We start from the raw sequence: 26,742 nt of genomic DNA, 5'->3' as shown, positions 1-26,742 counted from the left end.
CGCGACAATTGACCGAGAAATCGCGTGCTGGTGGGCCTTAGTCCCGCCCCGCCAAGTCCTTGAGTTCGTCGACTCGCGAGAGGCTCTCCCAGGGGAAGCCCTCGCGCCCGAAGTGGCCGTACGCGCTGGTAGCGGCATAGATGGGGCGCCGCAGCCCAAGTTGCTCGATTATCGCCGCCGGGCGCGCGTCGAAGGCGCGCTGCACCAGCTCGGCCAGTCGTTCGTCGGGCATGACGCCGGTACCGAACGTGTCGACGTACAAGCCCACCGGGTGGGCCACCCCGATGGCGTACGCGAGCTGAACCTGGCAGCGTTCGGCCAGCCCGGCCGCCACGACGTTCTTGGCGATGAAGCGGGCGTAGTAGCTCGCGGAGCGGTCGACCTTCGTGGGGTCCTTGCCGCTGAACGCCCCGCCGCCGTGAGGTGCGGCGCCGCCATAGGTGTCGACTATGATCTTGCGCCCCGTGAGGCCGGCGTCGGCGGTCGGGCCGCCCTCGACGAAGCGGCCCGTCGGGTTGATGAGCAGGTTCGAGCGCTCGTCGAGCAGGTCCGCCGGCACTACGGCCTCGAGCACGTGCGTCAGGAGGTCGGCTCGCATCTGCTCCAGCGTGACGTCGGGGTCGTGCTGTGCGGAGAGCACGATGGTGCGAAGGTGTACCGCCACGCCGCCTGCGTAAGCCAGCGTCACCTGCGCTTTGCCGTCGGGACGCAGGTACGAGAGCGTGCGGTCGCGCCTGACCTGTGCCAGTCGCTGGGCGATGCGGTGCGCCAGCTGGATCGGCAGCGGCATGAGTTCCGGGGTCTCGAGCGTGGCGTAGCCGAACATGAGGCCCTGGTCGCCGGCCCCGATGAGGTCGAAGTCGTCGCCGCTGCCTGCCTCCCGCGCCCTGTCGACGCCTTGTTTGATGTCGGGCGACTGCTCGCTGAGCGCGATCAGCACCGCGCTGTGGTCGGCGTCGAAGCCGTAGGCGGCGTCGGTGTAACCCACGTCCCTCGCGGCCTCGCGCACGATGGCCTGAACGTCCACGTCGGCGTTGGTGGTGACCTCGCCCGCCACCAGCGCAAGCCCGCGCGTCAGCAACGTCTCGACTGCCACCCGCGCGTGCGGATCCTGCTGCAGTATGGCGTCGAGCACGCTGTCGCTGATGCGGTCGGCGAGCTTGTCGGGGTGCCCTTCGGTGACGGATTCAGCGCTAACGAGGCGCAACACGGTGAGAACCTCCACGTTCGCCACGCGCCGGGGTGGCCGGTGGCGCCGCCAAGGATATCAGGGCTGCTCCTATAATCGGATGGTGAACGTAAGAACCGCGACACCGGACGACGCCGAGGCCGTGCGGAGCCTCTTGGCGGGCATCTACCGCGAGGGCGGGTCGTTCGTGGGTGACGGCGCCGAGAGCGCAGGTTCGCTGGCTGCACGCATCGGCGCGCGCACGACCCGCAGCTACTACGCCGTAGCAGTGGAGGGCGGCGCGCTGATGGGTTGGCTCGAGCTTCACCGCCCAGTGGCCCGGCGCCTGGAGCACGTGGCGATCCTCACGCTGGCGGTGGCGCCGCCGGCCAGGCGGCGGGGGGCCGCCAGGGCGCTGCTGGGCGCTGGTTACGAGTGGTGCCGGCGCGTGGGCGTCCTGAAGATGTCGTTGAACGTGAGGGCCGGCAACGCTGCCGCGGTGAGGCTGTACGAGAGCGAGGGCTTCACACTCGAGGGTCGAGAGAGGCGCCAGGTGAAGCGCCTGGCCGGCGAGGGCGAGGGGTTCGAGGACAACCTCGTGATGGGCAAGTGGCTGGGTTGACGCGCAGGGTGCACAGCTTTGGTGCTAGCGGGTAGCGGGGTAAACTGACCGCCGTGGAGTCCAAGAACTCGCCTGCTACGCGGGCCGACTCGGCCGGCGTGTCCACCGACCCAGCGGATAGGGTAAGTGCTTCAGCGGGTGCGCCCACCGCCTCAGGTGGCGTGTCCATCACCTCAGCGGGCGTGCCCACCGCTCTTGGCGAGGAACCGGGGCAGCGCGTGGCGCTGTTCGTCGATACCCAGAACCTCTACTACGCCGCGCGTGACAACCACAACGCCAGCGTCGACTACGAGCGGCTCCTCGAGGCCGCCGTGAGGGGGCGGCGACTGGCGCACGCCGACGCCTACGTGGTGGAGCGCGACGGCGATTCCTCCGCCTACGGCTTCTTCGGCAAGCTGTCGGCTCTCGGCTACCGCGTGAAGCGCCGCAAGGTGCGCGTGCACCGGGTAGACGACGATGGCGCCGTGAAGCTCGAGGGCGACTGGGACATGGGCATCGCCGCCGGCATCGTCCGGACCTTCGACCACGCAGACGTCATCGTGCTCGCCAGCGGCGACGGCGACTTCGCCCCCATCCTCGAGCTGGCGCAAGAACGGGGCAAGCGGGTCGAGGTCATGGCTTTCCGCGAGGTGGCCGGCCAGTCCTTGCAGGACCTCGCCGACAGGTTCGTCGGCCTCGGTGAGGTAGACGGGATCTTCCTCCCGAAGTAGACATTCAACGTGACGGCCAGGCAACTTCGATGGTGCCAAGGTACGCCGCGTAGGCCCTGAAGTACGCCTGCAGACCCCGTTCGCGGGCATCCAGCGCCCTCGCGACGGCTTGTGTGTTCCGGGGCAAGTAGCGCGCCTCGGCGGGGTCGTCGCGCTTGAGGACCGCCAGTTGCAGCGTCTCGTCCAAGACCTCGACCTCGGCCCAGGCGCGCGTTAGGGCCTGCCGAGCGACACCATCAGCGGCGGCGCCTGCTTCGTCGAACGCCGCCAGTTCCTGCCGCGCCCTGTGGACGGCGGCCTCCGCGTCGGCGATGGCCGCCCCCATGCTCTCGTCCAGTCTCAGGTTGGCGCTCAGCCGGACGCGCCAGGCGTCCTTGCCCGTCGGGCTCAAGCGGAACGCAACGCCGGCGTTGGGCTTGCCGCCGGCGATGCCGGCGCTGGCCGCCGCCCTGGCCCCGCCCTCCTGGTATTGCGCCTCGAGGTTCAGCTCGCGCACTGGCGCCCACGCGGCCCGGCCTAGCTGGGCCTCCGCGAGCTGCAGCGCAACCAGCAGAGCCTGGCGGGCGAGGGTCTCGCCGGGGCCGGCGCTAGGCACGTCGAGGGGGCCGAGCGGGCACGCGCCGTCCACCGGCGCCGGCGGTGTAACCCCGAGGGCCGCCAGCGCCGCCAACTGCGTGGCGACGCTGGTATGCGCGTCCTCCAGATCGAGCTCGGCCCGCCGCGCCTGTAGGCGCGCTTCGCGAAGGAACGGGGGCTCGGCGGGAGGCCGCGCTCCCAGGTCTTGGGCCTCCTTACTCCCGGGCAGGGGCGCGTAGTCAGGGTCCGCCGCGTGCTCCGCGGCGGTGGCCTCCGCCCGGCTCAGGCCGCCGAGGGCGAGAGCGAGCTCGGCATGTGCCGCGGCTTCGGCCCGTTCCGCCACCCGCAAGCGGCTGAGGGCGACGAGCGCGTTCAAGACGTCGGTCCTGCGCTGCGCCTCTAGCCTGCTCAGGGCTCCGACCAGTGCCGCTTGGCTCCGAGCTATGCGCACCTCGTCGTAGCTGTAGCCCAGTGCGGCATCGAACTGGTAGCCAACCAGGTCGAGCGCCTCGACGCCTTCTTCGAAGTCGAGCCCGTGCCCCACGCCGATGCTCGGCCGCAGGCCGATGCTGGCCGTGACGCCGAGGCGGGCCAGTTCGAAATCGGCCCTGCGCCGCGCGACATCGTCCTCGCGCGTCCACCTGGCGGACGACTCGGCCTGCAGGGCCGCCTCGAGATCCGCCTGCAAGGCGTCCGTGCAGGTGGGGGCGGCGAGCGCGGAGGCGAGTAGCGCCAGCGTGAGCGCGGCTAACGTGGGTGCGTATCCGCCCGCGGCGAAACGGCGGGTGTTGACGTGCGGCGTTCTCTCCACCGACGGCCCCTTCGGCGCGCCGGCCCAGACGGTGATCGCACCTGCCCCCAGCGTTGCGCCTTGTCGAGTTGGAGCACAAGATAGCCCGGAAACCTGGCTTAACTGTAACGGCCTATTACAAAGGCGTGGCGGACTTTCTTCCCGGCGGCCAGGAGGGTCCGCCACGTAGGATGGGCCCATGAGAGTAACCATCATAGGAACCGGCTACGTCGGCCTGACGACCGGTGCGGCCCTGGCCTACCTGGGTCATGAAGTGACCTTCGTCGACAAGAAGGCGAGCATCATCGAGAAGCTGGCCTCCGGTGTCCCGACGATCCACGAAGGCGGGCTGCTGGAGTTGATGGCGGCGGGCAAGCAGCGCTCCGCCTTCCGCACGAGCATCCCCGAGCTGTCTGGCGAGGGGGTGGTGCTCATCGCCGTGGGTACCCCTTCGAAGGAGAACGGCGACGCCGACCTCTCCTACGTAGACGCCGCGGCCAACGACGTAGCCGACCGCATAACCGAGGGCGCGCGGCTGGTGGTCGTCAACAAGTCGACCGTTCCCGTGGGCAGCGCGCGTCACGTGCAAGGGATCATCGCGCGCCGGCTCGAGGCGAGGGGCGTAAGTGCCGACGTCCACATCGCCTCCAACCCCGAGTTCCTCGCGGAGGGACGCGCGGTCCACGACAGCCTCTACCCGGACCGGATCGTGGTGGGCAGCGACACGCCCTACCCGTGGGCCGTCATGCGCGAACTCTATTCGCCCATCCTCGAGCAGACCTTCGAGGCTCCCCCCGGCACCCCCCGTCCGGAACGCTTCGAGTTGCCCCCGCTCATCACGACCACGACCACCAGCGCCGAGCTGACGAAGTACGCCGCCAACGCCTTCCTCGCCACCAAGATCAGTTTCATCAACGAGTTCAGCGTGCTCGCGGAGAAGGTCGGCGCCGACATCGTCGAGGTGGCGCGGGCCATCGGTCTCGACAACCGCATCGGTAGCAAGTTCCTAAACGCGGGGATCGGTTGGGGCGGCAGCTGCTTCGGGAAGGACACGGCGGCCGTGTTGGCCCTGGGCGGCTCGTACGACTACCAGATGCCCATCGTGCGCGCGGCCGTCGACGTCAACCGCCGTCAGCGTCTCTACGTCGTCGAGAAGCTGCAGCAGCACCTCAAGGTCCTGCGCGGCACCACCATCGGCCTCCTGGGCCTCGCCTTCAAGGGCAACACCGACGACCTGCGCGACGCGCCCGCCCTCACCCTCATCCGCGAGTTGACCGAGCGCGGCGCGGTCTTGAAGGTTCACGACCCCGTGGCCATGCCCAACGCCAGGGCGTTCTACCCGGACCTGCCCGTGCAGTACGCGGAGTCCGAGACCGAACTGGCCCTGGGTTGCGACGCCCTGGTGGTCGTTACCGACTGGCCCCAGTACAGGCAGCTGGACTTCTCCACCCTCGCAGGCGAGATGCGCGGCGATCTCGTGCTCGACGCGCGCAACATGCTTCAGGCGAGCGCCGTGACGGAGGCGGGCCTGAAGTACGTGGGCATCGGGCGCTAGGGCCTACCAGCCGCTGAAGGAACCGCCGGCGGGCACCAGCGCCAGGCGCAGGCGCAACGTCATGGGGTAGTAGGGCGTGAGGTCGATCGGGGTTCCGTCCGGCGTGCGGGTATAGCGCTCGTCGAGGGGGCGCGAAGCGTCGTCGCGCAGGACGAGCAGGAGCCTGCTGAGGCCCTTGGACCAGTCGACGCCCTCGCGGCTGGAGAGCGAGGCCATCTGGAACGTGGCGCTAACGGCACCCGTGCCAGTGACGACCATCTTGGTCGAGTCGGTGCAGGGTGGGCTGGTGACGCTGAGGTCGCCCGGCACCAGGCAGAGCTGCAGCTGAACCGGCTTGGAACTCGGCTTGGAACTCACGTCCACGCGAACGTGCAGGCTGCCGTCGGCTATGCCCCCGGCTCTGGCCACCGCCTCGCCGGCTGCGGCGGTCGGGTCGAGGAAAACGAATGCCCCTTGGCCGCCACCTAAGACGCTGTTGGCGGTAACCGTCCCGTCGAAGAGCTTGATCTGCCCCGTCGTCGCTCTGGGCGCTTGGCTGGGCGCCGGGGTAGGCGTGGGTGCGGGCCTCGGTGTTGGTGCGGGTGTCGGCGCTGGCGTGGGTGCGGGCGGCTTGGGCTCCGGCGTCGGAGTTGGGGCCGGGGTGGGCGTGGGCTCCGGCGTAGGTGTCGGCTCGGGTGTAGGCGCCGGCGAAGGCGTGGGTGTGGGTGTGGGCTCGGGCGCCGGTGATGGCGCAGGTGCGGGCGTCGGCTCGGGGGCGGGCGTCGCGGGCGCCTGTGGTGGAGCGGCCGGCGTAGGAGTGGGTGGCTTGGGGGCCTCGGCTGCGGCTGCTGCCGCCGCCGCGGCTGCCAGGGTGGCCTGGAAGCGCTCGACGGCCTCGTTGGCCTCCCGGTCATCCGGGGCGAGGGCAACCACGCGCTTCCAAGCGTCGAGGGCGCCTTCGAAGTCCCCCAGCGCCCCCAGGGAGGCGGCCACGCCTCTGATCGCGTCGACGAAGTTGGGCGCCAGGTTGGCCGCGCGGTCGAAGCTCCTGCGCGCGGCCCCGTAGTCGCCCGCCGCGTAGGCGCGCCGGCCCGCCAGGTACGCATCGGCGCTCTCGAGCCCGTAGTTGGCGCCGAGTTGCGCCCGTTCGAGCAGTGGCTGGAGCTGCGGCTGTGCCGGCAGGGCGCGGGCCAGGTGCGGTGCCGCGGCCGCGGCATCGCCTAGGGAGAGGTAGGCCTGACCAAGCCACGACTCGACCTCGAGGTTGTCGGGAACGTACTCGTTGGCCGCCGACAGGAGCTCGATGGCGCGGTCCAGGTTTCCCGCGCGGAAGGCGTCGTAGCCGAGTTTCGCCGCCGCCGCTCCCGCCTCGTTGCGGGCGCTCGCGTCCATGGCGCCGCCTGCGGCGACGTATGCCTGCCACGCCGTCCAGGCGCGCGCCGTCCAGCCGGTCAGGCCGTAGGCCTGAGCCAGGAACCGCAGCGGTTCGGGCCGCCCGGGGGCAAGGTCGTGGGCGCGCTCGCCCGCGGCGAAAGCCTCGCGCCACAACGGTTGGTCGGGGAAGTACGTGGAATAGGCAGCCATGGCTTGCGCCGCCGCCGCTTGAGCCTCGCTGAGCGCTGCAGCCGCGTCAGCGGGCAAGGGCGATTGCGCAAGGGCCACCATGCTCAACGTGGACAGCAGTGCCGCCAACAGGAGAAATCTCACCATTACAAGCCCGATGATAGCGGCTCACGGTACCCACCGGGCTCACATGGAAGTCTGATGAAGCCCGATTAGTGACGAGGACAACCCGGGCGCGCCGTCTGTGGTGGATGATGACACCACAAGTAACATGGTTCACCGCTCGGCAGTCGAGTAGGTGCTCACGAGAAAGCGGGAGTGTGATGAAACGAATACCGATAGCCATAGCAGCGTTGCTGCTGGTCGCAGTGGGCCTCACGCAGTCGGGCTCCGACTGGGGCCGCGTCGCCGTGAGCGACCTGAGCGCGGAGGGAGTGGACACCGGGTTCCCCGACGGTTCGTTCCTGGGCGAGGGACCCATCACGGGTTACCAGGCTGCGGTACTGGTCGACCGGCTGTTGACACGCGTCGATGAAGCGACGGGCTGCACCGACGCCATGGCGGGCGCGCCGGACCCGAACTTCCACTTCTCTGACGTGAGCCCCGACCACTGGGCCGCCGGCGCCGCTCAGCGCGTTGCCGCCCTGGGCGTGTCTCAGGCCTTCCCAGACGGCGAGTTGCACGGCGAAGACTTCTTGAACGGTTACCAGGTCGCTCTGCTCATCGGCCAGGCCGTGAGCCTGGTGGACGCCAAGGTCGCGTGCGGTAGCGAGTCGGTCCAGGCGCGCCTGGGTGAGATGAGCGCGGAGATCGCCTCGATGCGCGCAGACGTAGCCGCCGGCAAGCTGACCGGCCCGCAAGGTCCGGCCGGCCCGGTCGGACCTGCCGGACCCCAGGGCGAGCGCGGCGAGCCCGGCCCGCAGGGTCCGACCGGCGAGGTCGGCGCTACGGGTCCTGTTGGGCCCGCCGGCCCTGCGGGCGCTGCGGGTCCCGCCGGACCCATCGGGCCGTCCGGCCCAGCCGGACCGCAGGGCGAGCGCGGCCAACTGGGCCCCGCGGGCCCTGCCGGTACGCAGGGTGAGGCGGGCGAGCCCGGCTTGGCGTGCTGGGACCTGAACGGCAACGGCATCTTCGACATCGAAGAAGACATCAACCTAGACGGCGTGGCCGACGCCCGCGACTGTGCCGGCCCTCAAGGCCTTGCCGGCCCGGCCGGACCAGAGGGTCCGCAGGGTGAGCGGGGGCCCGCTGGGTTCACGGGGTTGACCGGGCCCGTTGGGCCGGTGGGGCCCATGGGGCCGCAGGGTGAGCAAGGGCCCCAGGGTGAGCGGGGGCCGCAGGGTCCGGTAGGTCCGGTGGGGCCCATTGGGCCTCAGGGACCTCAGGGCATACAGGGGCCACAGGGCCTCCCGGGACAGGATGGTGCTCCGGGCGAAAAAGGTGACAAGGGCGACCCGGGTGACAAGGGTGACAAGGGTGACAAGGGTGACACGGGTGACAAGGGTGACACGGGTGACACGGGTGACACGGGTGACACGGGCCCCGCGGGCCCCCCGGGTGCGGATGGAAAGGATGGCGTGTGTCTGTGCGCCCCGACACCCTAAGGTGACATGCAGGCCTCTCTACACCAAGGCACGAACCCTACCCCAACCGCTCCCCCAACAACCTCCGCGCCAGGTCGGGGTTGGCCTTGCCCTTACTCGCGGCCATGACCTTGCCAAGCAGGGCGTTGATGGCCTTGGGGTTGGCCGTCACGCGCTCGACCAGATCGGGGTTGGCGGCTAGTACCTCGTCAACGATGGCCTGGAGTGCGCCAGAGTCGCTCACCTGACCCAGGCCGCGGCTGGCAACGAGCTCTGCCGGTTGGGCGCCGTCCAGGAGATCCGGCACGAGTTCCTTGGCGGCGGTGATCGAAAGGGTGCCGGCGTCTACCAGGTCGAGGAGCGCCACCAGCGCGGCCGGCGTCAGCCGCGTTGCGGCCACGCTCTGGCCGCGGTCGTTCGCGCGGCCGGCGACCTCACCCGTCACCCAGTTGGCCACGGTCTGCGGCGCGCCGCCGTAGGCCTGGGCCGCGGCGTCGAAGAACGCCGCCAGCTCGTGGTCGTAGCCGATCTGTTTGGCCTCGGCCTCGCGGACGCCCGCCGCAAGGTAGCGGGCCACAAGTTGGCGCGGGAGTTCAGGTAGCGCTGCGATCATGCGGCGTTTGCGGTCGGCGCCCAAGGCCACCGCCGGGATGTCGGGGTCGCGCAAGTAGCGGTAGTCGGCCGCGGTCTCCTTCGAGCGCAGCGAGTAGGTCCGCTGGCCGCCCTCGTTCCAGCCGCGGGTCTCCTGGGTGACAGGTCGGTCGGCCTCGAGGAGCCCCGACTGTCGCTTGGTCTCGAAGGCCAGGGCCGCCGCCACGCTCTTGAAGGAGTTGAGGTTCTTGACCTCGACTTTGGTACCGAATGGCTCCCCGGCCAGCCTCACCGAGACGTTCACGTCGGCACGCATCTTGCCCTCCTCGGGCGCCGCGTCCGACACGCCGAGGGCCTGAGCTATCGCCCTGACCTCCGTGAGGAACTCGCGTGCCTCGTCGGCCGAGCGGAGGTCGGGTTCCGTCACCATCTCGATGAGCGGGGCGCCGGCCCGGTTCAGGTCTACGAGGGAGTGATCCGCGTACGGCGGGTGTACGAGCCGGCCGGCGTCCTCCTCCAGGTGGCAGCGGGTGATGCCCACGCGCTTGCCGCTTGGAAGGTCGATGTGGCCGTGTTGGCCAACCGGAACGTCCCCCTGGCTCGTCTGGTAGTTCTTGGGTGCGTCGGGGTAGAAGTAGTGCTTGCGGTGGAAGTAGGTCTGGGGCGGAACCTCGCAGCCCAGCGCGAGGGCGAAGCGCAATGCAAGCTCGACCGCCTCCTCGTTCAGGGCGGGAAGAGTCCCGGGTAGCCCGAGGCAAACGGGGCAGACGTGCTCGTTTGGGCCCGCACCGAAGCCTTGAGCCGAGCAGCCGCAGAAGAGCTTGCTGGCCGTGCGCAGCGCGAAGTGGACCTCAAGGCCGATGACCGGCTCGAACATGCGGGAAAGTCTAGCAGGGCCATGCGGGCTATGATTGAGGCGTGGTGCAGGTAGAGCTCGAAGGAATTGCCGTTTCCGGCGACGAGAACCAGTTCCTGGCGCTGTTGCGGGCGCCAACCGGGGAGCTGCTGCCCATCCGCATCGATTCCATGCAGGCCATCAGCATCGCTTCCGGGCGGGGCACGGAGCGGCCCGAGCGGCCGCTCACACACGACTTGATGGCCTCGATACTCGAACTGCTGGACGCGACCATCGACCGCGTCGAGATCACCGACCTGCAGGACGGCGTCTTCTACGCCATGCTCATCCTGAAGCGGTCGGGCGTGAGTTTCGAGGTAGACGCGCGGCCATCCGACGCCATGGCGTTGGCCGTGCGCACGAAGGCGCCGCTGTTCGTGGCCGAGAAGGTCATCGAAGAGGCGGCCATGCGTGACGACGACTTCGGCAGCTCGGGCGGCGCCGAAGCCTGAACCGGCTCACGGCGCCGCCCGGACGCCACCTGGAAGTCAACGAAGTCGACGTTCAGTGCAGATGGGATTCCAAGAAGTAGAGCTGCTTGTCGATCCCGCGGGAGATCTCGGTGAGGAGGTCCTCCGTGGTGGGTTCGCCGAGCTTGTTGGCCTCGTTCAGGGCCTTGCGGTTGCTCTTGGCGTAAGCGGCCACGCGGTCACGCACGGCCTCGACATATGCGAGGACGTCGTTCGTCTTGGGCTCGAACTCCTTGAGCGTCGAGGCCTTGGCGGCCATCCGGATCGTGCCCATGGCCATGCCGCCCAAGAGCGTCACGCGCTCGGCGATCATGTCGATGTACTCCTCGAACACCTCGGCCTGGTCGTCGAACAGCAGGTGGACCTGCTGGAAGCCGGGCCCCTTGACGTTCCAGTGGGCCTGCTTGACCTGGCTGTAGAGGTCGGCGGTGTCGGCGAGTTGCTGGTTGAGGACCTCCACGAGGCGCTCGCGGGTCTCTAACGGAATGTCGATCTTGACGTCTATCAGGCGGGGCTTGACTGCAGTGGGCATGACACCCTCCAAACTAGGTGGTCCGAGGACCACCTCGACAACAGCCTAACGGGCACTGTCGCGGATTTCCCAGACAAAAGTCACCTGACGTGCGTTCAGCCCCCACGAAGCCCGTTGGCGACGGCCTCGAGCACTTCGCGGACTCGTCCCGGGTCGGCCTCCGCCGCGCCCTGCGCCCTGTCGGCCCGGCCGCCCCCGCGTCCGCCGAGCGCCGTCAGGGCGTCGGCGAGGAGCGGCCGCACGTCGACGCCGGCGCCCGGCCCGGCGATGAACGCCAGTTGGGCGTGCCCGCCGTTGGCGGCTCCCAACAGGGCCACGCAGCCCGCCTGCTTCTGGCAGGCGTCCATGAGCTCGGTCAGCAGATCCGCATCGGCACCCTCGAGCACGGCAACGAGCGGGTTGCTTCCTGTCGACGCCAGCCCTTCGGCCAGGCCAGTGGCGACGCGTTCCCGCCAGTCCGCCGCCTCCCGCTTGGCAGCGGCCAGGTCGGCCAACAAGCGCTCGGCGCGCCCCCGAAGCTCGCCGGCGGGCACGCTGAAGAGCCGGCCGAGGTGCGTGACCCAAGCGTGCTTGGCGCCGTAATCGTCCAGGGCCTCGACGCCGGCCCTGAAAGTGATGCGGGTGTTGCCACCCCGCACACGCTCGTAGCCGAGGAGCTTTATGGGTAGGGCCTCCGCAGTCGAGCGAAGGTGCGTTCCGCCACAAGCGACGATGTCGTACTGGCCGATCGCCACGAGGCGCACGATGCCACCCACCTTCGAGGGGCGCCTGAGGTCGTAGTCGCCCAGCCGGCTCTCGTCGACCTCGAACGCGTCGATGGGCAGGTTGCGCCGCGCGACCAGGTTCGCCTCGGCCTCCACTGCAGCGAGGTGGGCCTCGCCGAACTCGCCGGCTATCTCTATGGTGCAGTCCGGCCCCCGCATGCTCACGGCCAGCGTGCCGAACGCCGCGTTCACCCTGATGAGCGCGGCCGACAACAGGTGCTGCGCGCTGTGCCTTTGCATGTGACGCCAGCGCCGGGGCCAGTCGATGGCTCCGACGACGGGAGTGCCGGGGCGCAGGCCCGTGGCGTTTGCGGTGGCGCCGTCCAGGTCCAGGAGGTGCCAGACCTCGTCGTCCGCAGGCGCCCTCACGTCGATCACGCGAAGGCGCGCACCGGCGGCCTCCAACTCGCCGACGTCGTGCGGTTGCCCGCCCGCGTGGGGGTAGAAGGCGCTGCGGTCCAGGCGCACCCACGTGCCATTCGCGTCGGTGCGGACCTCGGCGACGTGGGCGTGGAAGTTGGTCAGGTAACTGTCGTAGCGGTCGAGTCGCACTCGCTGAGTGTAGCGCCGACCGTTCGCGCGAGGAGGAGTCAGTTACTATTCCAGGCATGGCCGACGCTCACGCTAGAGTCCCTCTACATCTCGAGTTCGACGAGGTTGGCGATGCCTCCTTGGCCACCCTGGTTTCCGACATCATCGAGCGGTTGGGTGAGGACATCGAGCGCGAGGGCCTCGTGAAGACCCCAGAGCGGGTGTCCCGCTCGTTGCATTACCTCACGTCGGGTTACGCCATGAGCGTCCACGATGTGGTCAACGGCGCGCTCTTCGACGCCGAAGGCTCGGAGATGGTCGTAGTGAAGGGCATCGAGTTCTACTCGATGTGCGAACACCACATCCTGCCGTTCTTCGGCCGGGCTCATATCGGCTACATCCCGAACAAGCACGTGCTGGGCTTGTCGAAGTTCGCGCGCGTCGTGGACGTCTTCGCCCGCCGCCTGCAACTGCAGGAACGGCTTACCTCTCAAGTGGCCGACGCGCTGGTGGAAGTACTTCAACCCCGCGGCCTGGCGGTCGTCACTGAGGCCAGTCACCTCTGCATGATGATGCGCGGCGTGGAGAAACAGGGGTCGACGACGCGCACGAACGCCATGCGCGGCGTGTTCCGCGATGACGCCCGCACGCGCCAGGAGTTCCTCGAGGCCTTGAGGCCCTAGGACAGGCGCCGTGCCGAGGTGAGCTCCACCGGGTTCAGCACCTCGAGGCGCTGCGACCCTAGGACAGCCGGCTCAGACGGCGTGCCGCTCCAGCCAAGCCGCGACTCCGCCGACCTCGGGAGCGTCGACGTGCTCGTCCGCCGCCGCCAAGGCCTCGGGGTGGGCCTCCGGCCCCACGCTCACGCTGTGACCCGCCCACTCGAGCATGGACACGTCGTTCAGACCGTCGCCGAACGCCACCACGTTGCGCCGCTCCACGCCGAGCACACCGGCGATGAAGGCCAGGGCGCTGCCCTTGTCGCCCTCGGGCGGCACTATCTCGAGGAAGCCGTCGCCCCACAAGTAGCGCAACAGTTCGGGGTGGCGCTGGGCAACGGCGCGGTCGATCTCCGCGCTCTGACCGTTCCCGTGGAAGACGACCTTGTCGGCGTCCAGGCCCATGCCCATCTTGAAGGTCGTGATGGCGCGGCTCTCCGTGTGCGCCCAGGTCCAGCGCTCGCTGCCGGGGTCGCGCACGTAGAGCACGTCGTCGATGATGCAGCTGAACTCGACCTCGGTGTCGTGCAGGTGGTCTTCGATGAGGTCGTCCACCTGAACGGTGGGCAGGCGCCTGTGCCGCAACGCCGCCCCGGCGGGGTCACGCACCAATGAGCCGTGGTTGACGGCGTGAGGGACGGTGAGCTCCAGCTGTTCGAGGAACGGCCTGGCCGACCTCAGCGGGCGGCCCGTAAGCACGGTCACGATGTGGCCGCGCTCACGGGCGGCCCTGACGGCGCCCAGCGTTGCCGGGGGGAGCTCGTAGGAGTTGGTTACCAGTGTCTTGTCTAGATCGAATGCTAACAACACGATGGCTCGACCATACCGCTCGCGCGCCGCTTCTCGCGTCTCGCCGCGCCTGCGACGCCACTTGTAAAGAAGCGCCGGGGGCCGGGAGTGGTTCGTGTGAGGCCGGTGATAGAATCTAGTCCTGACCCAGATTCCCGGGCTGCAACGCGGCTCTTGGAGGTTGAGGCATGTATCGAGGTCGAGAAGGGCAGTGGGCGTACTTCCTGCACCGGATTTCCGGCGTAGCCATCGCCCTCTACCTGCTGCTACACGTGTTCGATATCACGCTCGTGATGTACGGACCTGACGGGCCGTTCAATGCGTTCTTGCTCTTCTATCACCAGTGGCCGTTTCGCATCGGGCTCGTCCTGGTGATCGCCGCGGTCGTGTACCACGCCCTCAACGGGCTCCGGATCATCCTCCTCGACTTCACCACCTGGGCCATCACCTACCAGCGTTCCATGTGGTACGGCGTGCTCGGGCTCACCACCATCATCGGGATCCCCGTCCTCATCAAGATCATCCCTGAGATCTTCGGAGGCGCGTGATGGCATCTCGCCCGAAGAACCTGCGCGACGCGCGCGACCACTACAAGTCCAACGGCGAGTTGGCGTGGTGGGTGTTCATGCGCATATCCGGGCTGTTCCTCGTGTTCCTGGTGTTCGCCCACCTTTTCATCAACAACATCGCCATCAACGTGGCGACGGTGGACTACGACTACGTGGCCAGCCGCTTCGCGCGGCCGTCCGTCAAGGTCTTCGACTCGTTCCTCCTCGGCTTCGCCATGCTCCACGGGATGAACGGCCTGAAGATGGTCATCGAGGACAACTTCAGGCGGCCCGGCCCCCGGTTCTGGATGAAAGTGACACTCTTCGTCGTTACGGCCGTGATCTTCATCTTCGGCGTCATGACGCTCTGGGCCTTCTCCTACCAGGAGATGGGCGACGCCGTTCGTAATCTCGCCAGCGGCCAATAGGAGTCGATTGCATTCATGATCAGGGCACACAAGTTCGACGTACTGGTGGTCGGGGCCGGCGGAGCCGGGATGATGGCCGCACGCTACGCGGCGCACAACCCCAAGGTCTCCGTCGCGGTCGTCACGAAGCTCTACCCGACCCGCTCCCACACTGGTGCGGCCCAGGGTGGGGTGGGCGCTGCGCTCGGCAACGTCAGTGAGGACCACCCTGAATGGCACGCCTACGACACGGTCAAGGGCGGCGATTACCTGACCGACCAGGACGTCGCGGAAGTGTTCTCGCACGAGGTCATCGACGCCGTCTACGAGCTCGAGCACATGGGCCTGCCGTTCAGCCGCACGCCCGAGGGCCGCATCGCCCAGCGCAAGTTCGGCGGGCACACCCGCGAGCACGGCAAGTCCCCCGTCGAGCGCGCATGCTACGCGGCCGACCGCACGGGCCACATGATCCTGCAGACGCTCTACCAACAGTCGATCAAGGACAACGTGCACTTCTTCAACGAGTTCCACGTCCTGGACATCATCTTGGACGGTGGCGAGTGTCGAGGGGTGGTCGCGTACGAACTGGCCACCGGTGACCTGCACGTCATCCAGGCGAAGTCCACGGTCCTCGCCACCGGGGGCAGCGGTCGCATGTTCAAGGTCACCTCCAACGCGCACGCCCTCACCGGTGACCTCACCAGCATCGTGTGGCGGCGCGGCATCCCGGTGGAGGACCCCGAGTTCTTCCAGTTCCACCCGACCGGCCTCTACCGGCTCGGCGTGCTCCTAACCGAAGGGGCGCGCGGCGAGGGCGGCATCTTGCGCAACTCCGAGGGCGAGCGTTTCATGGAGCGCTACGCCCCGACCATCAAGGACCTGGCGCCCAGGGACATGGTCAGCCGCGCCATGTACCTCGAGGTCCGCGAGGGCCGGGGTTGTGGCCCCAACAAGGACTACCTCCACCTCGACCTCACCCACATCGACGCCAAGATCATCGAGGAGCGCCTCCCCGACATCACCGAGTTCGCCCGCATCTACCTGGGCGTGGACCCCATCACGGAGATGGTGCCCGTGCAGCCGACCGCGCACTACATGATGGGCGGCATCCCCGTCACCATCGACACGAACGTCATCAGCGACGGCCAGAACACGGTCGTGCCCGGCCTCTACGCGGCCGGTGAGGTGGCCTGCGCCTCCTTGCACGGCGCCAACCGCCTGGGCACCAACTCGCTGGGCGACCTCCTGGTCTTCGGCCGGCGTGCCGGGCGCAACGCCAGCGCCTACGCGGAACGCGGCGAGTTCCCGGACCTGCCCGCAGGCGTCCTCGATCACACCCGCGCCCTGCTCGACGCGGCCATGAACGGCCCGCACGAGGTGCGGGTGTCCGACGTCCGCGCCGAGCTGCAGACAACCATGATGGACAACGCCTCGGTCTTCCGCACGGCCGAGACGCTTGCCCAGCAGGTCGAGGAGGTCAAGAAGCTGCGCGAGCGCTACAAGCTCATCGGCGTGGAGGACAAGGGCAAGCGCTACAACATGGAGCTCATGGAGGCCCTCGAGTTGGGCTTCCTGCTCGACAACGCGCAGCAGTTGGTGACCGCCGCCCTGAACCGCACCGAGTCTCGCGGCGCGCATTCCCGGGAGGACTTCCGCGAGCGCGACGACGCGAACTGGCTCAAGCACTCGCTCGTCTACAAAGACGGTGACGGTGTACGCATCGACTACAAGCCCGTTGCTCTCGGCCGCTACGAGCCGAAGCCGCGGGTCTACTGAGGCCGCTCATGCAGATAACCATGAAGATCCGCCGCTACGATCCCGAGAAGGACCCCCGCCCGCACTGGCAGGAGTTCAAGCTCGACGTCTCCCCAACCGAGCGCGTGCTCGACGTGCTGAACGACATCAAGTGGAAGCAGGACGGCTCGCTGACGTTCCGGCGCAGTTGCGCGCACGGCATCTGCGGCTCAGACGCCATGCGGATCAACGGCGTCAACCGCCTCGCCTGCAAGGTCCTGGTGAAGGACCTGGGCTCCGAGATCACGGTGCAGCCGTTGGGCGGCCTGCCGGTCCTCAAGGACCTCATCGTCGACATGGAGCCGTTCTTCGACTCCTACCGCGCCATCCTGCCCTACTTCATCAACGACGATCCGCCCCCGCCCACGGAGCGCTTGCAGAGCGTAGAGGACCGGGCCATCTTCGACGACACCACCAAGTGCATCTTGTGTGCGGCCTGCACGAGTTCGTGCCCTGTCTTCTGGACCAACGGCCGTTACCTGGGCCCCGCCGCCATCGTGAACGCGCACCGCTTCATCTTCGACTCGCGCGATCAGGGCTCGGCGGAACGGCTAAGGGTGCTCAACGGCGTGAACGGCCTGTGGCGCTGCCGCACCGCCTACAACTGCACCGAGGCGTGCCCGCGCGGCATCCCCATAACGAAGGTGATCGAGGAGACCAAGCGGGAACTCCTCTGGCAGCGCGCGTAGCGCATACGCAGCGCGCTTTGGAGTCCGTTGACCCGCTTGGGTGAGTAGCCAGCGCACTTGGACTCAGCCAACGCGCGTAGCCGTCAGGGAACGCGCGCGACTACCTCGACCTCGACCAGGCCGTCCTTGGGCAGGCGCGCGACCTGCACCGTGCTGCGCGCCGGCAGGTTGCCGCCCAGGTAACTGCCGTACACCTCGTTGAACGCGGCGAAGTCGGCCATGTCGGCGAGGAAGCAAGTGCTCTTGACGACGTGCTCCATGCCGCTGCCGGCGGCGGTCAGCACGGCGGACAGGTTCTGCATGACTTGATGAGTCTGCTGGGTGATGTCGCCTCCTAGCCAGGTGCCGTCCGGCTTGAGGGCGATCTGGCCGGCCGTGTAAACGAGCCCGCCGACCTTGACGGCCTGGGAGTAGGGGCCTATGGCCTTGGGAGCCTTGTCCGTGGCAATGGTTTGGTTCATGCCGCAGCCTATCAACCACGCCACAAGACGAACAGCACCAGGAGCACCAACAAGTAGGCGGATCCCACGATCCAGTAGCGGTGAGGGAAGAGGGGGTGCTGCCGCAGCTTCTGCAAGGGGCCGTTCCCCGGGAACCCCTCCTCGACGCGCCGGATGCCCGACAGCGTCTCGCCGATGTCCACGGAGGAGGCCACCAGCGGCGCCTCCGGCAGGTCGTAGCGCTTCGGCCTGAACGCCACGTCGTCGACGCAGAGCACCACGGCAGTGACGTTGTCCGGGCTGCCGCGCTCGTTCGCGGCGCTCACCAACCGTGCCGCCGCCTCCTCGGCCGTCCGCCCGACCACGTTCTTCACGATGGCGTCTTCGTCCAACAGCATGCTCACGCCGTCGCTCACCAACACCACGATGTCACCCGGCAGGACGTCGAAATAGAGCACATCGAGGCGAAAGGTGGCGGTGGCCCCGATGGCGTTCGTGATGACGTTGCGCCACCTGTGGCGCCGCGCCTCCTCCTCGCTCAAGAGACCCTGGCGCACGCGGTCCGCGACCCAGCTATGGTCGACGGTGAGCCGCAGCGCCTGGCCGCCACGCACCAGGTACGCCCGCGAGTCGCCCACGTGACCCACCAGCCCGACCTGGTCGTCGATCAGCACCGCGGTCAACGTGGTGCCCATGCCCGTCAGCTCCGGACGCTCGATCGCGAGGTTGTAGACCTCCACGTTCGCGGCCTGCGCGGCGCGAGCGAGTGCCACGGGGGGTTGGGTGCGGCTCTGGCGCAATGCCGACACCAGCGTCTCGATGGCCGTGCGGCTCGCCACCTCACCCGCGGTATGACCGCCCATGCCGTCGGCCACCACTCCGAGGTGTCCGCTGCGGCCCACGGCGCCCGCGAAGTACCAGTCCTGGTTCACCTTCCGGACGTGGCCCGCCTCGCTGATCCCGGCGCTCCTGATGCGGGTTGCTGGGGAACCATGCGGAGGATGCGGTTCGGCGACGGCAGGGGCCGGGCGCTGTGAGCGACCGGTGCGGGCGTCGATATGCGGCGTGACCGGTTCGGTCATGTAGCTGCATGATACTGCCACCGACATGATGGTCGGATGTCGCGACGGTGAGGCCCGCGGCGTAGGGGCCCGTCGCGCTCCCTTGTTATGCTTCGCCGCATGACGGACGGGCCCGCTAGCGTCAGCACCACCGCACGCCGCGTGAGGAACGGGTCGGTCTCGGCGCGCGAGGCCGTCGAGGCCGCCCTCGCCCGGGCCGAGAGCGCTCAGGCGAGCCTGAACGCGTTCATCACCATCGACCAGGCGGGCGCCCTCGCGGCAGCCGACGCCCTCGATGAACGCCTAGCGCGGGGGGAACAGCCCGGTCCGCTCGCCGGCGTGCCCGTCGCCGTCAAGGACAACATCGCCACCGCCGGAGTGCCGAACACGGCGGCCTCGGAGATCTTGCAGGGGTACGTTCCGCCGTTCGACGCCACCGTCGTGGCGCGCCTCAAGGCGGCAGGGGCCATCGTGATCGGCAAGACCAACCTCGACGAGTTCGGGATGGGCTCCACGGGCGAACGCTCGGCGCTGGGCCCGACCCGCAACCCGCACGACACCTCGCGCGTGGCCGGCGGCTCGTCGAGCGGTTCGGCGGCCGCCGTCGGCGCAGGGGTCGTGCCACTGGCGCTTGGCACCGACACGGGTGGCTCTGGCCGCTTGCCCGCCGCCTTCTGCGGCGTCGTGGGGTTCAAGCCCACTTACGGCGCTGCGTCGCGCTACGGCCTGCTGGCCTACGCCAGCTCCCTCGACCAGGTTGGGCTGTTGGGCGCCTCCGTCGAGGATGTGGGCCTCGCCCTCGGCGTGATCGCCGGCGCCGACCCCAAGGACGCCACGAGCGTTGGTCTCCAGCTCGACGAAGTGGGAACCCTGGACCTGGTCGGGAGACGCTTCGCGGTGGTGACCGGGCTGGGCGGCGAGGGGTTCGGCGCGGACGCTCTCGGCAGCCTCGAACTCGCCCGGACCGCGTTGGCGGCTCGCGGCGCCGACGTCGTCGAGGTCACCCTTCCCAGCCTTGGGCTGGCGGTGGCTTGCTACTACGTGATAGCCGCCGCGGAGGCGTCGAGCAACCTGGCGCGCTACGCGGGGATGCTCTACGGACGCCGCTTAGGCGAGGAACGCGACGGGCAAGAGGCGGTCATGCGCAAGACGCGCGGCGAGCTGTTCGGAAGCGAAGTCAAGCGGCGCGTGCTGCTCGGCTCGTTCGCCCTCTCGGCCGGCTACTACGACGCGTACTACGGCCGGGCGCTGAGGGTGAGGCACAGGCTGGCGCAGGAGATGGCCACCGCATTGAGCGGCGTGGACGCGCTCATCACCCCCACCGCACCGGGCGTGGCGTACCTGCTGGGCGAGAAGCTGGCCGACCCGCTCGAGATGTACCTGGGCGACCTGGCCACGTGCCTGGCCAACCTGGCGGGCTTCCCGGCCATCAGCGTTCCGTCAGGCACCGGCGAAGGGGGACTTCCGCTTGGAGTCCAGTTGATCGCCGGGCCCGGTCACGACGCGAAACTGCTGGGCCTGGCGTCCGCGCTAGAGGCCGCGCTGGCGGGAGCGCCGGAAGCGGCCTAGCCCATGGCAACTCGGAAGTGGTCCGTACCCGGGGGTGGCCATCCGGACCTGGCGGCGGTGTGGTACTATTCTCCGGCTTGACTGTCCTGTCTGGACGGTAGCTCGCCACGGCCGCTCCGCGAACCGCCAGGAACGCGTGGTGGTGGGGCTGGAAGCTTGGTCCGGGCATTCCCACCCGACGGTAAGAGACTGGAAGGAGTCATCATGAAGCGGACGTATCAGCCGAACCGCCGCAAGCGTGCCAAGACGCACGGCTTTCGCGTGCGCATGGCTACGCCCGGAGGGCGCAACGTCATCAAGCGCCGCCGCGCCAAGGGACGTAAGCGCCTGTCGGTAGCGGATCGCTGAACTCGGCGGCCGTAGTACGCTCCCTGAGCGGAGACCGTGCGTTCCAGCGGCTGCGCAAGGGCAACACCGGAAACGGCAAGCACGTCACCGTCCGGTGGCGTCCGACAAGGCAAGGGGAGGTCAGAGTGGGCATCGTGGTTAGCCGGAAGGTCGGCAAGGCTGTGGTGCGTAACCGCGTCAGAAGGCGACTGCGCGAGGCGGTCCGCGAGCTCACGCGGCAGCCGTTGCGAGACGCCGTGTACGAGTCGTCGCTCCCCTCCTTCGACCTCCTGGTGATAGCCAGGCCATCAGCGGCCAGCGCCACCTACGCCGAGCTCAAGCGTTCCCTTTCTACCGCCTTCGAGCGCGCGAAACTACTGTGACAAGCAGTCCTTCGAAGCATGGTGGCGGGTTTCGGCGGACGCTGAAAGACGCGGCCATCTGGCCGCTCAAGGCCTATCAGCGCTACCTCTCACCCCTCAAGGGTGCCCCTTCGTGCCGCTTCCACCCCACCTGCAGCTCCTACGCCATCGAGGCGATCGAGGTGCACGGCGTCCTGCGTGGCACTTGGATGGGCTTCCTGCGCGTGCTCAGGTGTCACCCGTTCCACCCGGGCGGCTACGATCCCGTTCCGCCCAGCCGGCGCGGCGAGTCGCGCCGCGCGGCGGACCGCAAGGCGCTGGAGCAGCAAGACGTTCACACGGAGGCCCCTTGAAACGCAACCGCCTGCGACCAACCATGGCAGTTCTGGCGGTGCTTGCCCTCAGTGCTTTCGGGCAGGCGCGCGTGGAATTCAACCCAGTCCCATTCCAGGTCTCCGACTTCAAGGCCTCCGAGAAGATAGATGCCACCTGCGCCGGCGCCACGCCGTCGTTCTTCTGCGACCCGAGCGAGCAGAACCTCACCCTCATCAAGAGCAAGGGCGTCGACTACTTCTTCGACGAGGCGGGCCAGCTCGTCGCGGCTTTCGGGAAACAGCAGCGCGGCCAGAAGCTGGGCGACTACTCGGTGGACGGCCGGACCAACCTCATCCCCTTCGACGCCGTCATCCCCGGGCTAGCGCTGCTCGTCGACGGCAACTACGAAGCGCCGAAGGTCATCTCGTCGGACTGGCAACCCGGCGAGGACGGCGAACTCGTCGGGACCTTCGAGGCCGAAGTCGGCGGCATGCAGGTCTCGCGCCGCCTCACGCTGAAGAGCGGCGTCGACACCATCGGGGTGGAGGTCACCGTCACCCGCGCCGAGGAGGCCGACGAGGCCAGCACGGTGCAGCTGGCGGCGCCGGGCATCGGCCGCACCGAGTCGCCCGTCGTGAAGATCGGCCATGGGGACTCGTTCACCCTCAACCCTGGCGAACAGCTCTTCCCGAACCCAACGTACCTGTCGCTGCAGATGAACAACAACAACCGCGACTTCGCCATCGTCATGCGGCCCGCGGTGGGAAGCCAGGGCATCTCGGGCACCTTCTTGCGGCCCAACCGCATTGCCCTGCAGGCGGAGCTGGGTGCGGCTGCTAACTCCAGCGTCACCTTCGATACCGGCCTCTACCCCGGGCACAACGAACTGGTGCGCTACGTCCAGGAGCATTACCTGGAGCTGCCGGGGCTCTTCAACCCGAACATCCTCGGGCGCCTGTCGCTGATCGTCGTCAACATCCTCGTGTTCGTGCACTCCTACGTCCCCAGCTGGGGACTCTCGATCATCGTGCTCACGCTCCTCTTCCGGGCCCTCATCTGGCCACTGATCAGCACGCAAACGAAGTCCATGTTCGGCATGCAGCGCCTGCAGCCCAAGCTCCAGGAGCTGCAGCGCAAGTACAAGGACGACCGGGAGAAGCTCACGCAAGAGACCATGGGGCTCTACCGCGAGGCCGGCGTGAACCCCGCGGGCGGCTGCCTGCCGATACTCGTGCAGATGCCGCTGTTCATCATCCTCTGGCGCGTGTTCGTCAACTTCGAGTTCAACGAGGGCTTCTTGTGGCTGCCCGACCTCGGCCAGGCGGACCCGTATTACATCCTCCCCATCCTGTACGTGGGCGTCATGGTGGCAACCTCGTACTTCTCGGCGCGCGGGAACCCTCAGATGCTGCGCCAGTCGCTCATCATCAACGTCGTCTTCGTGTTCATCATCATCGGCTTCCCGGCCGGGGTGCTCGTCTACTATGTGGTATCCATGTTGGTGCAGGTCATCCAGTACTGGTTGCTGAGCCGTGGCCAGCCACCGAGGCCCCCAGTGGCGGTGGCGGCCAAGCGCTCCAAGTGAGGGCTTCAAGATGAGTGACTCGGATCTCGACAAGTACCTAGAGGGCATAGGCATCGACGTTGGCGACGAGGACCAGGGCGAGAGCCAGGTCGTCAGGCTGACGGAAGAGGAAGAGTACGTGCAGCAGGTCGAGGTCGGGCCCATCGTCCAGGGCGACCCGCTCGAGCGCGCCGAATCGTTCCTCGTGAACCTGCTGCTCAACATCGACCCCGGCTACGCGGTGGAAGTCGAACAGGTGGCGGAAGACGAGATCCGAGCGGAAGTTTACGGGGGCGACCCCGGCAAGGTCATCGGCCGGAACGGCCGGACCCTGGCCGCGCTCGAGTACCTGACGAACGCCGTCGTGAACCGCGACGAGAGCGGTCGGGTGCGGGTCAACGTCGACGTGGGCGGCTACAAGCGCCGCCGCGACGAGCGGCTGCGCAAGGAGGCCCTCCAGGCGGCCGCGCGGGTGCGCAAGAGCGGCCTGCCGGTCGAGCTCGAGCCCATGTCGGCGGCGGAGCGGCGGGTGGTGCACATGAGCCTGGCCGACGAGGTCGGCGTCCATACCGAGTCCAGCGGCGAGGGCAGCGACAGGCGCGTGGTGGTGAAGCCCGACTGAAGGGCGGCGTCGATGTGACCGTCCAAGAGGCACGTGTCGCCACCCACCAGCGGCTGGCGGCGGCCGGCACCGCGAGCCCTGCGGCAGAGACGTTGCTGCTTCTGGAGGAGGCCGTGAGCCTCGAACGCACCGAACTGCTATTGAGCGGCGACAGGGAACTGACCGCGGCCGAGCGCCGACGGCTGGAGGCGTTGGTGGCACGGCGTGAAGCGCGGGAACCCCTCCAACACGTCCTCGGCCGCGCGCCCTTCTACGGGCTCGAGCTGGCGGTAGATTCACGCGTGCTGGTACCGCGGCCCGAGACGGAGCGCCTGGTGGAACTCGTCCTCGAGCGGCTGCGTGCCGATGCCGTGCCCGACCCGCTGGTGCTGGACGTGGGCACGGGCAGCGGGGCCGTGGCACTGGCGATCAAGAACGAGTTTCCGGGCGCCACGGTGATTGGGACCGACGTCTCGCAAGACGCCCTCGACGTGGCGGCGGCGAACGCCGCGCGGCTGGATCTGGCGGTCACCTTCGCGAGGTCCGACCTGCTGGGGGCGGCCGAGGCCAAGGCGGCCGCGAGGGCCTGCGCCGTGCTCGTGGCGAACCCGCCATACCTTCCGGCAGCGGACGCCGGCTGGATAGGGCCCGAGGTGATGGCTGACCCGCCGCTGGCGCTCTTCGGGGGTCCCAGCGGCCTGGAGACGGTGGAGCGGCTGGTGGAGGAGGCATGGCACCTCATGCCGGCCGGCTCGTCGTTGGCCCTTGAACTGGACCCGCGGAACGTCCAGCGGCTACGGGCGCGCTTAGGGGCGTGGCAAGACGTCGAAGTAGAGCGCGACCTCGTCGGCCGCGAGCGCTTCGTAGTGGCGCGCAGGTGAGCGGCGTTGCGGGGCCCCCCGAGGGCCGGCGGAAACAACGCGTGACGTTGCTGGGAGGCAGCGGCACCATGGGGTTCCAGGCGTTCCAGGAGCTGAGGAAGCGCTCAGATCGCTACGACGTCACGTTGCTGCTACTGCCCGGAGACCGCCGGGCCAAGAAGCTGATGGCGCACCTGAAGGCGGCCGGCGTGCCCCTGGACAGTAACGAGGGAGTCCGCGAGGGTGAGGGCGTCCGCGTGGTCTGGGGCGACGCCACCCGGCCGGAGGACGCCGCGCGGGCCGTCCAGGGCGCCGACTGGGTGCTGAACGCCATGGCCTACATCTCGCCGCAGGCCGACTACCGCCCTGCGCTAGCGTGGGCCGTCAACGATGGCGCCGTCGGTAACGTATTGGACGCGATCCTCGCCGAGCCGGGCGGCGCGGAGCGCATCCGCTACGTGCATACGGGGACGGTGGCCCAGACCGGCAATCGCCCCGCCTTTGGCCGCGGGGGCTCGCCGGGAAACTACGTCGGCCGCGTCGGCGACCCCATGAACCCGTCCGTCTACGACGCGTACGCGCTCTCCAAGATCGCCGGGGAGCGGCGCGTGATGGAGTCGGCCCTCGAACACTGGGTCTCCTTGCGCATGACGTTCATCATGCCCACCGACCATGCCGACCTCATGAACCTGTTCGACCCGATCGCCTTTCACATGCCCCTGGACACGCGCATGGAGAACATCACCGACCGCAACGCGGGGCTGGCGATGGTCAACTGTCTGGACGTCGCCGACGATGGCGGCTTCTGGCGGCGCGCCTACAACGTAGGCGGCGGCCAGGGCATGAGGACGACGGCCCGCGCCTACCTGCGGGCGGCGTACGGCCTGCTCGGCCTCGACCTCACGCGCTGCATGGAGTCCAACTGGTTCGCGCTGCGCAACTTCCACCTGCAGTACTTCGAAGATTCGGACCTGACCGACTCGTACCTCCACTACCAACTCGACGATGGCGCGGCCCACGACGCGGCGCTCGAAACCAGCATGTCGCCGTTACTCAAGGGCGTCAGGTGGTTGGCGCTTCGGGTGCCCCCCTTCCGGCGTGTGGTCGAGTGGGGCGTGCACGCGAGCTTCAAGCGCCTGGCGCAACGCCACCCCAACAGCCCCCGCTACTGGTACCTCCACCGCAACGACGCCCGCGTGAGGGCTTTCTTCGGCGGCTACGAGGAGTACGAGGCCATCGCCGCCGGCGGGGTCGAGGAGGAGGGCCTACCGGACGGGCCGTGGAGCCGGTTGGAGCACGGTTACGACGAGCAGGCTTCGGCGCTTAGCCTGGCAGACCTGCAAGGAGCCGCCGAGTTCCGCGGTGGCGAGTGCCGGGCCGCCGACTGGGACGGCGACAGGCGCGCTCGCCTGCCGTGGCGGTGCGCCGCGGGCCACGAGTTCGAGGCGCGGGTGGACACGGTCTTGCGTGGCGGGCACTGGTGCGACCGCTGCCTGGGGGAGTGGGACGGTGGCCGGCGGGCGCTGCTCGAGCCGTTCTTCGCACAGGCGTGGCACGCCGATCACGATCCGGACGAGCTGGAGCCGTACCCGGCCGCGGGGGTCGAGGACGTGGCGAACGCGGACGAGGTCTGGAAGCGGCGCGGCCGCCCGAAGCCGGCGGCGTAGGGGCCGCCGGAAGGAACGCCCGAGCTAGCCCGGTCCTTCCGGTACCTGCGGCGGCCTAGGCGCCGTCGGAAGGGGGCCTGCCGCCTAGCGGTGGCAGGTCAGGCACATCGTCCAGCACGTGATTGCGGGGTAGCGGTGAGCGCTTCACGGGTGCCCCCTCCGCGTGGTCGCTGCCCATCAGGCTGCCGAGGATGAGCAGGCCGGCGCCTATCACGACGCAGGCGTCGGCGACGTTGAAGACCGGGAAGTCGAAGCTCCCTACCTTGAAGTGGATCAGGTCGACCACGTAACCCAACCGTAGACGGTCGATCATGTTGCCGGCCGCCCCGGCCAGCACCAGCGCCGCGGCGGTCGCCTGGATGGCGGACAGGCGCCTGGCGTTGCGCAACAGGTAGACGATGAGGCCGAGCGACACGGCGGCCGACAGTAGGCCCAGCAGCACGGTGCCGTCGATGGTCAGGCCGGCGATCCTCAACTCGAGGTCGCGCAGGATGCCGAACGCCGCGCCGCCGTTTCGGGTATGGGTGATCCCGAAGCCTAGAGCGAGGGCTATCTCCGTGCCGTCACGTGGCAGGTTGGCGACCACCCAAGCCTTGGTCAGTTGATCGAGCGCCACGAGCGCGGCGGCCAGGAAGAGCATCACTGGCGCAGTATAAGCCTGGTTCGGAAAGGCGCCCCGTCGCGCACGCGGCGCGATAGCG

At 68.7% G+C, this 26,742-nt stretch carries 28 protein-coding genes; 18 read left to right on the top strand and 10 right to left on the bottom strand.

Features of this window, described 5'->3' with window-relative positions:
• Positions 1-37 precede the first annotated feature (37 nt).
• Positions 38-1,210, bottom strand: a complete 1,173-nt coding sequence (gene metK / locus ROY82_10390; protein MDT3682865.1) for a methionine adenosyltransferase — start codon at positions 1,208-1,210, stop codon at positions 38-40.
• An 82-nt stretch (positions 1,211-1,292) separates the two neighbouring features.
• Here metK and ROY82_10385 point away from each other — a divergent pair, with 82 nt between their 5' ends.
• Positions 1,293-1,790 (top strand): GNAT family N-acetyltransferase, encoded by a 498-nt coding sequence (locus tag ROY82_10385; GenBank protein ID MDT3682864.1) that lies wholly within the window; start codon positions 1,293-1,295, stop codon positions 1,788-1,790.
• A gap of 161 nt (positions 1,791-1,951) precedes the next feature.
• Entirely contained in the window at positions 1,952-2,500 is a 549-nt protein-coding gene (locus ROY82_10380) for an NYN domain-containing protein (GenBank protein ID MDT3682863.1), read from the top strand.
• A gap of 4 nt (positions 2,501-2,504) precedes the next feature.
• Here ROY82_10380 and ROY82_10375 read toward each other — a convergent pair whose 3' ends face one another.
• The gene (locus tag ROY82_10375) at positions 2,505-3,887 is read right to left on the bottom strand and encodes a hypothetical protein (GenBank protein MDT3682862.1); all 1,383 of its coding nucleotides are present in this window, start codon (positions 3,885-3,887) and stop codon (positions 2,505-2,507) included.
• 178 nt (positions 3,888-4,065) lie between these two features.
• Here ROY82_10375 and ROY82_10370 point away from each other — a divergent pair, with 178 nt between their 5' ends.
• Positions 4,066-5,421 (top strand): UDP-glucose/GDP-mannose dehydrogenase family protein, encoded by a 1,356-nt coding sequence (locus tag ROY82_10370; protein MDT3682861.1) that lies wholly within the window; start codon positions 4,066-4,068, stop codon positions 5,419-5,421.
• Between the two features lie 3 nt (positions 5,422-5,424).
• On the opposite strand, the gene ROY82_10365 is transcribed toward ROY82_10370, so the two are convergent.
• Entirely contained in the window at positions 5,425-7,110 is a 1,686-nt protein-coding gene (locus ROY82_10365; GenBank protein ID MDT3682860.1) for a tetratricopeptide repeat protein, read from the bottom strand.
• Between the two features lie 176 nt (positions 7,111-7,286).
• On the opposite strand from ROY82_10365, the gene ROY82_10360 reads away from it, so the two are divergent.
• A complete protein-coding gene (locus ROY82_10360) occupies positions 7,287-8,567 on the top strand; it encodes an S-layer homology domain-containing protein (GenBank protein MDT3682859.1) in 1,281 nt (426 codons plus the stop codon).
• Positions 8,568-8,604: 37 nt separating this feature from the next.
• Here the strand turns inward: ROY82_10360 and gatB are convergent, their stop codons facing one another.
• Positions 8,605-10,014, bottom strand: coding sequence for an Asp-tRNA(Asn)/Glu-tRNA(Gln) amidotransferase subunit GatB (gene gatB / locus ROY82_10355; protein MDT3682858.1), 1,410 nt, complete (start codon positions 10,012-10,014; stop codon positions 8,605-8,607).
• Between the two features lie 41 nt (positions 10,015-10,055).
• On the opposite strand from gatB, the gene ROY82_10350 reads away from it, so the two are divergent.
• Positions 10,056-10,484 carry a bifunctional nuclease family protein gene (locus ROY82_10350; protein ID MDT3682857.1) on the top strand — a complete coding sequence of 143 codons (429 nt, stop codon included), beginning with the start codon at positions 10,056-10,058 and terminating at the stop codon, positions 10,482-10,484.
• 52 nt (positions 10,485-10,536) lie between these two features.
• On the opposite strand, the gene dps is transcribed toward ROY82_10350, so the two are convergent.
• Together dps and ROY82_10340 are read right to left on the bottom strand one after the other, a co-directional pair.
• Positions 10,537-11,034: a DNA starvation/stationary phase protection protein Dps gene (dps, locus tag ROY82_10345; protein ID MDT3682856.1), complete on the bottom strand. Its 498-nt coding sequence runs from the start codon at positions 11,032-11,034 to the stop codon at positions 10,537-10,539.
• A gap of 95 nt (positions 11,035-11,129) precedes the next feature.
• The gene (locus ROY82_10340; protein MDT3682855.1) at positions 11,130-12,350 is read right to left on the bottom strand and encodes an alanyl-tRNA editing protein; all 1,221 of its coding nucleotides are present in this window, start codon (positions 12,348-12,350) and stop codon (positions 11,130-11,132) included.
• Between the two features lie 56 nt (positions 12,351-12,406).
• On the opposite strand from ROY82_10340, the gene folE reads away from it, so the two are divergent.
• Entirely contained in the window at positions 12,407-13,012 is a 606-nt protein-coding gene (gene folE, locus ROY82_10335) for a GTP cyclohydrolase I FolE (protein ID MDT3682854.1), read from the top strand.
• A 72-nt stretch (positions 13,013-13,084) separates the two neighbouring features.
• Here folE and ROY82_10330 read toward each other — a convergent pair whose 3' ends face one another.
• Positions 13,085-13,858, bottom strand: a complete 774-nt coding sequence (locus ROY82_10330) for an HAD family hydrolase (protein MDT3682853.1) — start codon at positions 13,856-13,858, stop codon at positions 13,085-13,087.
• Between the two features lie 167 nt (positions 13,859-14,025).
• On the opposite strand from ROY82_10330, the gene sdhC reads away from it, so the two are divergent.
• Genes sdhC through ROY82_10310 form a run of 4 tightly spaced genes read left to right on the top strand, consistent with a single transcriptional unit; the run spans position 14,026 to position 17,275 of the window.
• Complete coding sequence (gene sdhC / locus ROY82_10325; protein MDT3682852.1) at positions 14,026-14,385, top strand: succinate dehydrogenase, cytochrome b556 subunit; 360 nt, start codon at positions 14,026-14,028, stop codon at positions 14,383-14,385.
• Positions 14,385-14,813 carry a succinate dehydrogenase hydrophobic membrane anchor subunit gene (locus tag ROY82_10320; protein MDT3682851.1) on the top strand — a complete coding sequence of 143 codons (429 nt, stop codon included), beginning with the start codon at positions 14,385-14,387 and terminating at the stop codon, positions 14,811-14,813. Before sdhC ends, ROY82_10320 begins: the two co-directional genes overlap by 1 nt.
• A 15-nt stretch (positions 14,814-14,828) precedes the next feature.
• A complete protein-coding gene (gene sdhA / locus ROY82_10315) occupies positions 14,829-16,568 on the top strand; it encodes a succinate dehydrogenase flavoprotein subunit (protein MDT3682850.1) in 1,740 nt (579 codons plus the stop codon).
• An 8-nt stretch (positions 16,569-16,576) separates the two neighbouring features.
• On the top strand, positions 16,577-17,275 hold the full coding sequence (locus tag ROY82_10310) for a succinate dehydrogenase iron-sulfur subunit (protein ID MDT3682849.1): 699 nt from the start codon (positions 16,577-16,579) through the stop codon (positions 17,273-17,275).
• A gap of 83 nt (positions 17,276-17,358) precedes the next feature.
• Here the strand turns inward: ROY82_10310 and ROY82_10305 are convergent, their stop codons facing one another.
• Positions 17,359-17,736: a RidA family protein gene (locus tag ROY82_10305; protein MDT3682848.1), complete on the bottom strand. Its 378-nt coding sequence runs from the start codon at positions 17,734-17,736 to the stop codon at positions 17,359-17,361.
• 11 nt (positions 17,737-17,747) lie between these two features.
• Positions 17,748-18,797, bottom strand: a complete 1,050-nt coding sequence (locus ROY82_10300; protein ID MDT3682847.1) for a protein phosphatase 2C domain-containing protein — start codon at positions 18,795-18,797, stop codon at positions 17,748-17,750.
• Positions 18,798-18,896: 99 nt separating this feature from the next.
• On the opposite strand from ROY82_10300, the gene gatA reads away from it, so the two are divergent.
• The 8 genes from gatA (at position 18,897) to ROY82_10260 (ending at position 26,041) form a co-directional block, all read left to right on the top strand.
• Positions 18,897-20,345 carry an Asp-tRNA(Asn)/Glu-tRNA(Gln) amidotransferase subunit GatA gene (gene gatA, locus ROY82_10295; protein MDT3682846.1) on the top strand — a complete coding sequence of 483 codons (1,449 nt, stop codon included), beginning with the start codon at positions 18,897-18,899 and terminating at the stop codon, positions 20,343-20,345.
• Positions 20,346-20,549: 204 nt separating this feature from the next.
• Positions 20,550-20,693, top strand: a complete 144-nt coding sequence (gene rpmH / locus ROY82_10290) for a 50S ribosomal protein L34 (protein ID MDT3682845.1) — start codon at positions 20,550-20,552, stop codon at positions 20,691-20,693.
• A complete protein-coding gene (gene rnpA / locus ROY82_10285) occupies positions 20,690-21,055 on the top strand; it encodes a ribonuclease P protein component (GenBank protein ID MDT3682844.1) in 366 nt (121 codons plus the stop codon). The genes rpmH and rnpA overlap by 4 nt, the downstream gene beginning before the upstream one ends.
• A 41-nt stretch (positions 21,056-21,096) precedes the next feature.
• Complete coding sequence (gene yidD / locus ROY82_10280) at positions 21,097-21,387, top strand: membrane protein insertion efficiency factor YidD (protein MDT3682843.1); 291 nt, start codon at positions 21,097-21,099, stop codon at positions 21,385-21,387.
• Positions 21,388-21,458: 71 nt separating this feature from the next.
• Entirely contained in the window at positions 21,459-22,934 is a 1,476-nt protein-coding gene (locus ROY82_10275) for a YidC/Oxa1 family membrane protein insertase (GenBank protein MDT3682842.1), read from the top strand.
• A 10-nt stretch (positions 22,935-22,944) separates the two neighbouring features.
• The gene (locus ROY82_10270) at positions 22,945-23,535 is read left to right on the top strand and encodes a KH domain-containing protein (protein MDT3682841.1); all 591 of its coding nucleotides are present in this window, start codon (positions 22,945-22,947) and stop codon (positions 23,533-23,535) included.
• Positions 23,536-23,549: 14 nt separating this feature from the next.
• On the top strand, positions 23,550-24,395 hold the full coding sequence (gene prmC, locus ROY82_10265) for a peptide chain release factor N(5)-glutamine methyltransferase (GenBank protein MDT3682840.1): 846 nt from the start codon (positions 23,550-23,552) through the stop codon (positions 24,393-24,395).
• 41 nt (positions 24,396-24,436) lie between these two features.
• Positions 24,437-26,041: an NAD-dependent epimerase/dehydratase family protein gene (locus ROY82_10260; protein ID MDT3682839.1), complete on the top strand. Its 1,605-nt coding sequence runs from the start codon at positions 24,437-24,439 to the stop codon at positions 26,039-26,041.
• Between the two features lie 55 nt (positions 26,042-26,096).
• On the opposite strand, the gene lspA is transcribed toward ROY82_10260, so the two are convergent.
• A complete protein-coding gene (lspA, locus tag ROY82_10255; protein MDT3682838.1) occupies positions 26,097-26,681 on the bottom strand; it encodes a signal peptidase II in 585 nt (194 codons plus the stop codon).
• Between the last annotated feature and the right edge of the window lie 61 nt (positions 26,682-26,742).

The organism is Truepera sp. (genome assembly GCA_032027045.1).
Classification (GTDB): Bacteria; Deinococcota; Deinococci; order Deinococcales; family Trueperaceae; genus JAAYYF01.
Note: the sequence above shows the minus strand (reverse complement) of the source record. Positions and strands in the feature narration are given on the sequence as shown.

What these genes read in the sequence shown, in the direction of transcription:
- sdhC (MDT3682852.1), top strand. Translation starts at nt 14,026, where the DNA reads ATGTATCGAGGTCGAGAAGGGCAGTGGGCGTACTTCCTGCACCGGATT.
- ROY82_10370 (MDT3682861.1), top strand. Translation starts at nt 4,066, where the DNA reads ATGAGAGTAACCATCATAGGAACCGGCTACGTCGGCCTGACGACCGGT.
- gatA (MDT3682846.1), top strand. Translation starts at nt 18,897, where the DNA reads ATGACGGACGGGCCCGCTAGCGTCAGCACCACCGCACGCCGCGTGAGG.
- ROY82_10365 (MDT3682860.1), bottom strand. Translation starts at nt 7,110, where the DNA reads ATGGTGAGATTTCTCCTGTTGGCGGCACTGCTGTCCACGTTGAGCATG.
- gatB (MDT3682858.1), bottom strand. Translation starts at nt 10,014, where the DNA reads ATGTTCGAGCCGGTCATCGGCCTTGAGGTCCACTTCGCGCTGCGCACG.
- ROY82_10320 (MDT3682851.1), top strand. Translation starts at nt 14,385, where the DNA reads ATGGCATCTCGCCCGAAGAACCTGCGCGACGCGCGCGACCACTACAAG.
- ROY82_10270 (MDT3682841.1), top strand. Translation starts at nt 22,945, where the DNA reads ATGAGTGACTCGGATCTCGACAAGTACCTAGAGGGCATAGGCATCGAC.
- dps (MDT3682856.1), bottom strand. Translation starts at nt 11,034, where the DNA reads ATGCCCACTGCAGTCAAGCCCCGCCTGATAGACGTCAAGATCGACATT.
- ROY82_10300 (MDT3682847.1), bottom strand. Translation starts at nt 18,797, where the DNA reads ATGACCGAACCGGTCACGCCGCATATCGACGCCCGCACCGGTCGCTCA.
- ROY82_10360 (MDT3682859.1), top strand. Translation starts at nt 7,287, where the DNA reads ATGAAACGAATACCGATAGCCATAGCAGCGTTGCTGCTGGTCGCAGTG.
- ROY82_10305 (MDT3682848.1), bottom strand. Translation starts at nt 17,736, where the DNA reads ATGAACCAAACCATTGCCACGGACAAGGCTCCCAAGGCCATAGGCCCC.
- sdhA (MDT3682850.1), top strand. Translation starts at nt 14,829, where the DNA reads ATGATCAGGGCACACAAGTTCGACGTACTGGTGGTCGGGGCCGGCGGA.
- ROY82_10310 (MDT3682849.1), top strand. Translation starts at nt 16,577, where the DNA reads ATGCAGATAACCATGAAGATCCGCCGCTACGATCCCGAGAAGGACCCC.
- folE (MDT3682854.1), top strand. Translation starts at nt 12,407, where the DNA reads ATGGCCGACGCTCACGCTAGAGTCCCTCTACATCTCGAGTTCGACGAG.
- lspA (MDT3682838.1), bottom strand. Translation starts at nt 26,681, where the DNA reads ATGCTCTTCCTGGCCGCCGCGCTCGTGGCGCTCGATCAACTGACCAAG.
- rpmH (MDT3682845.1), top strand. Translation starts at nt 20,550, where the DNA reads ATGAAGCGGACGTATCAGCCGAACCGCCGCAAGCGTGCCAAGACGCAC.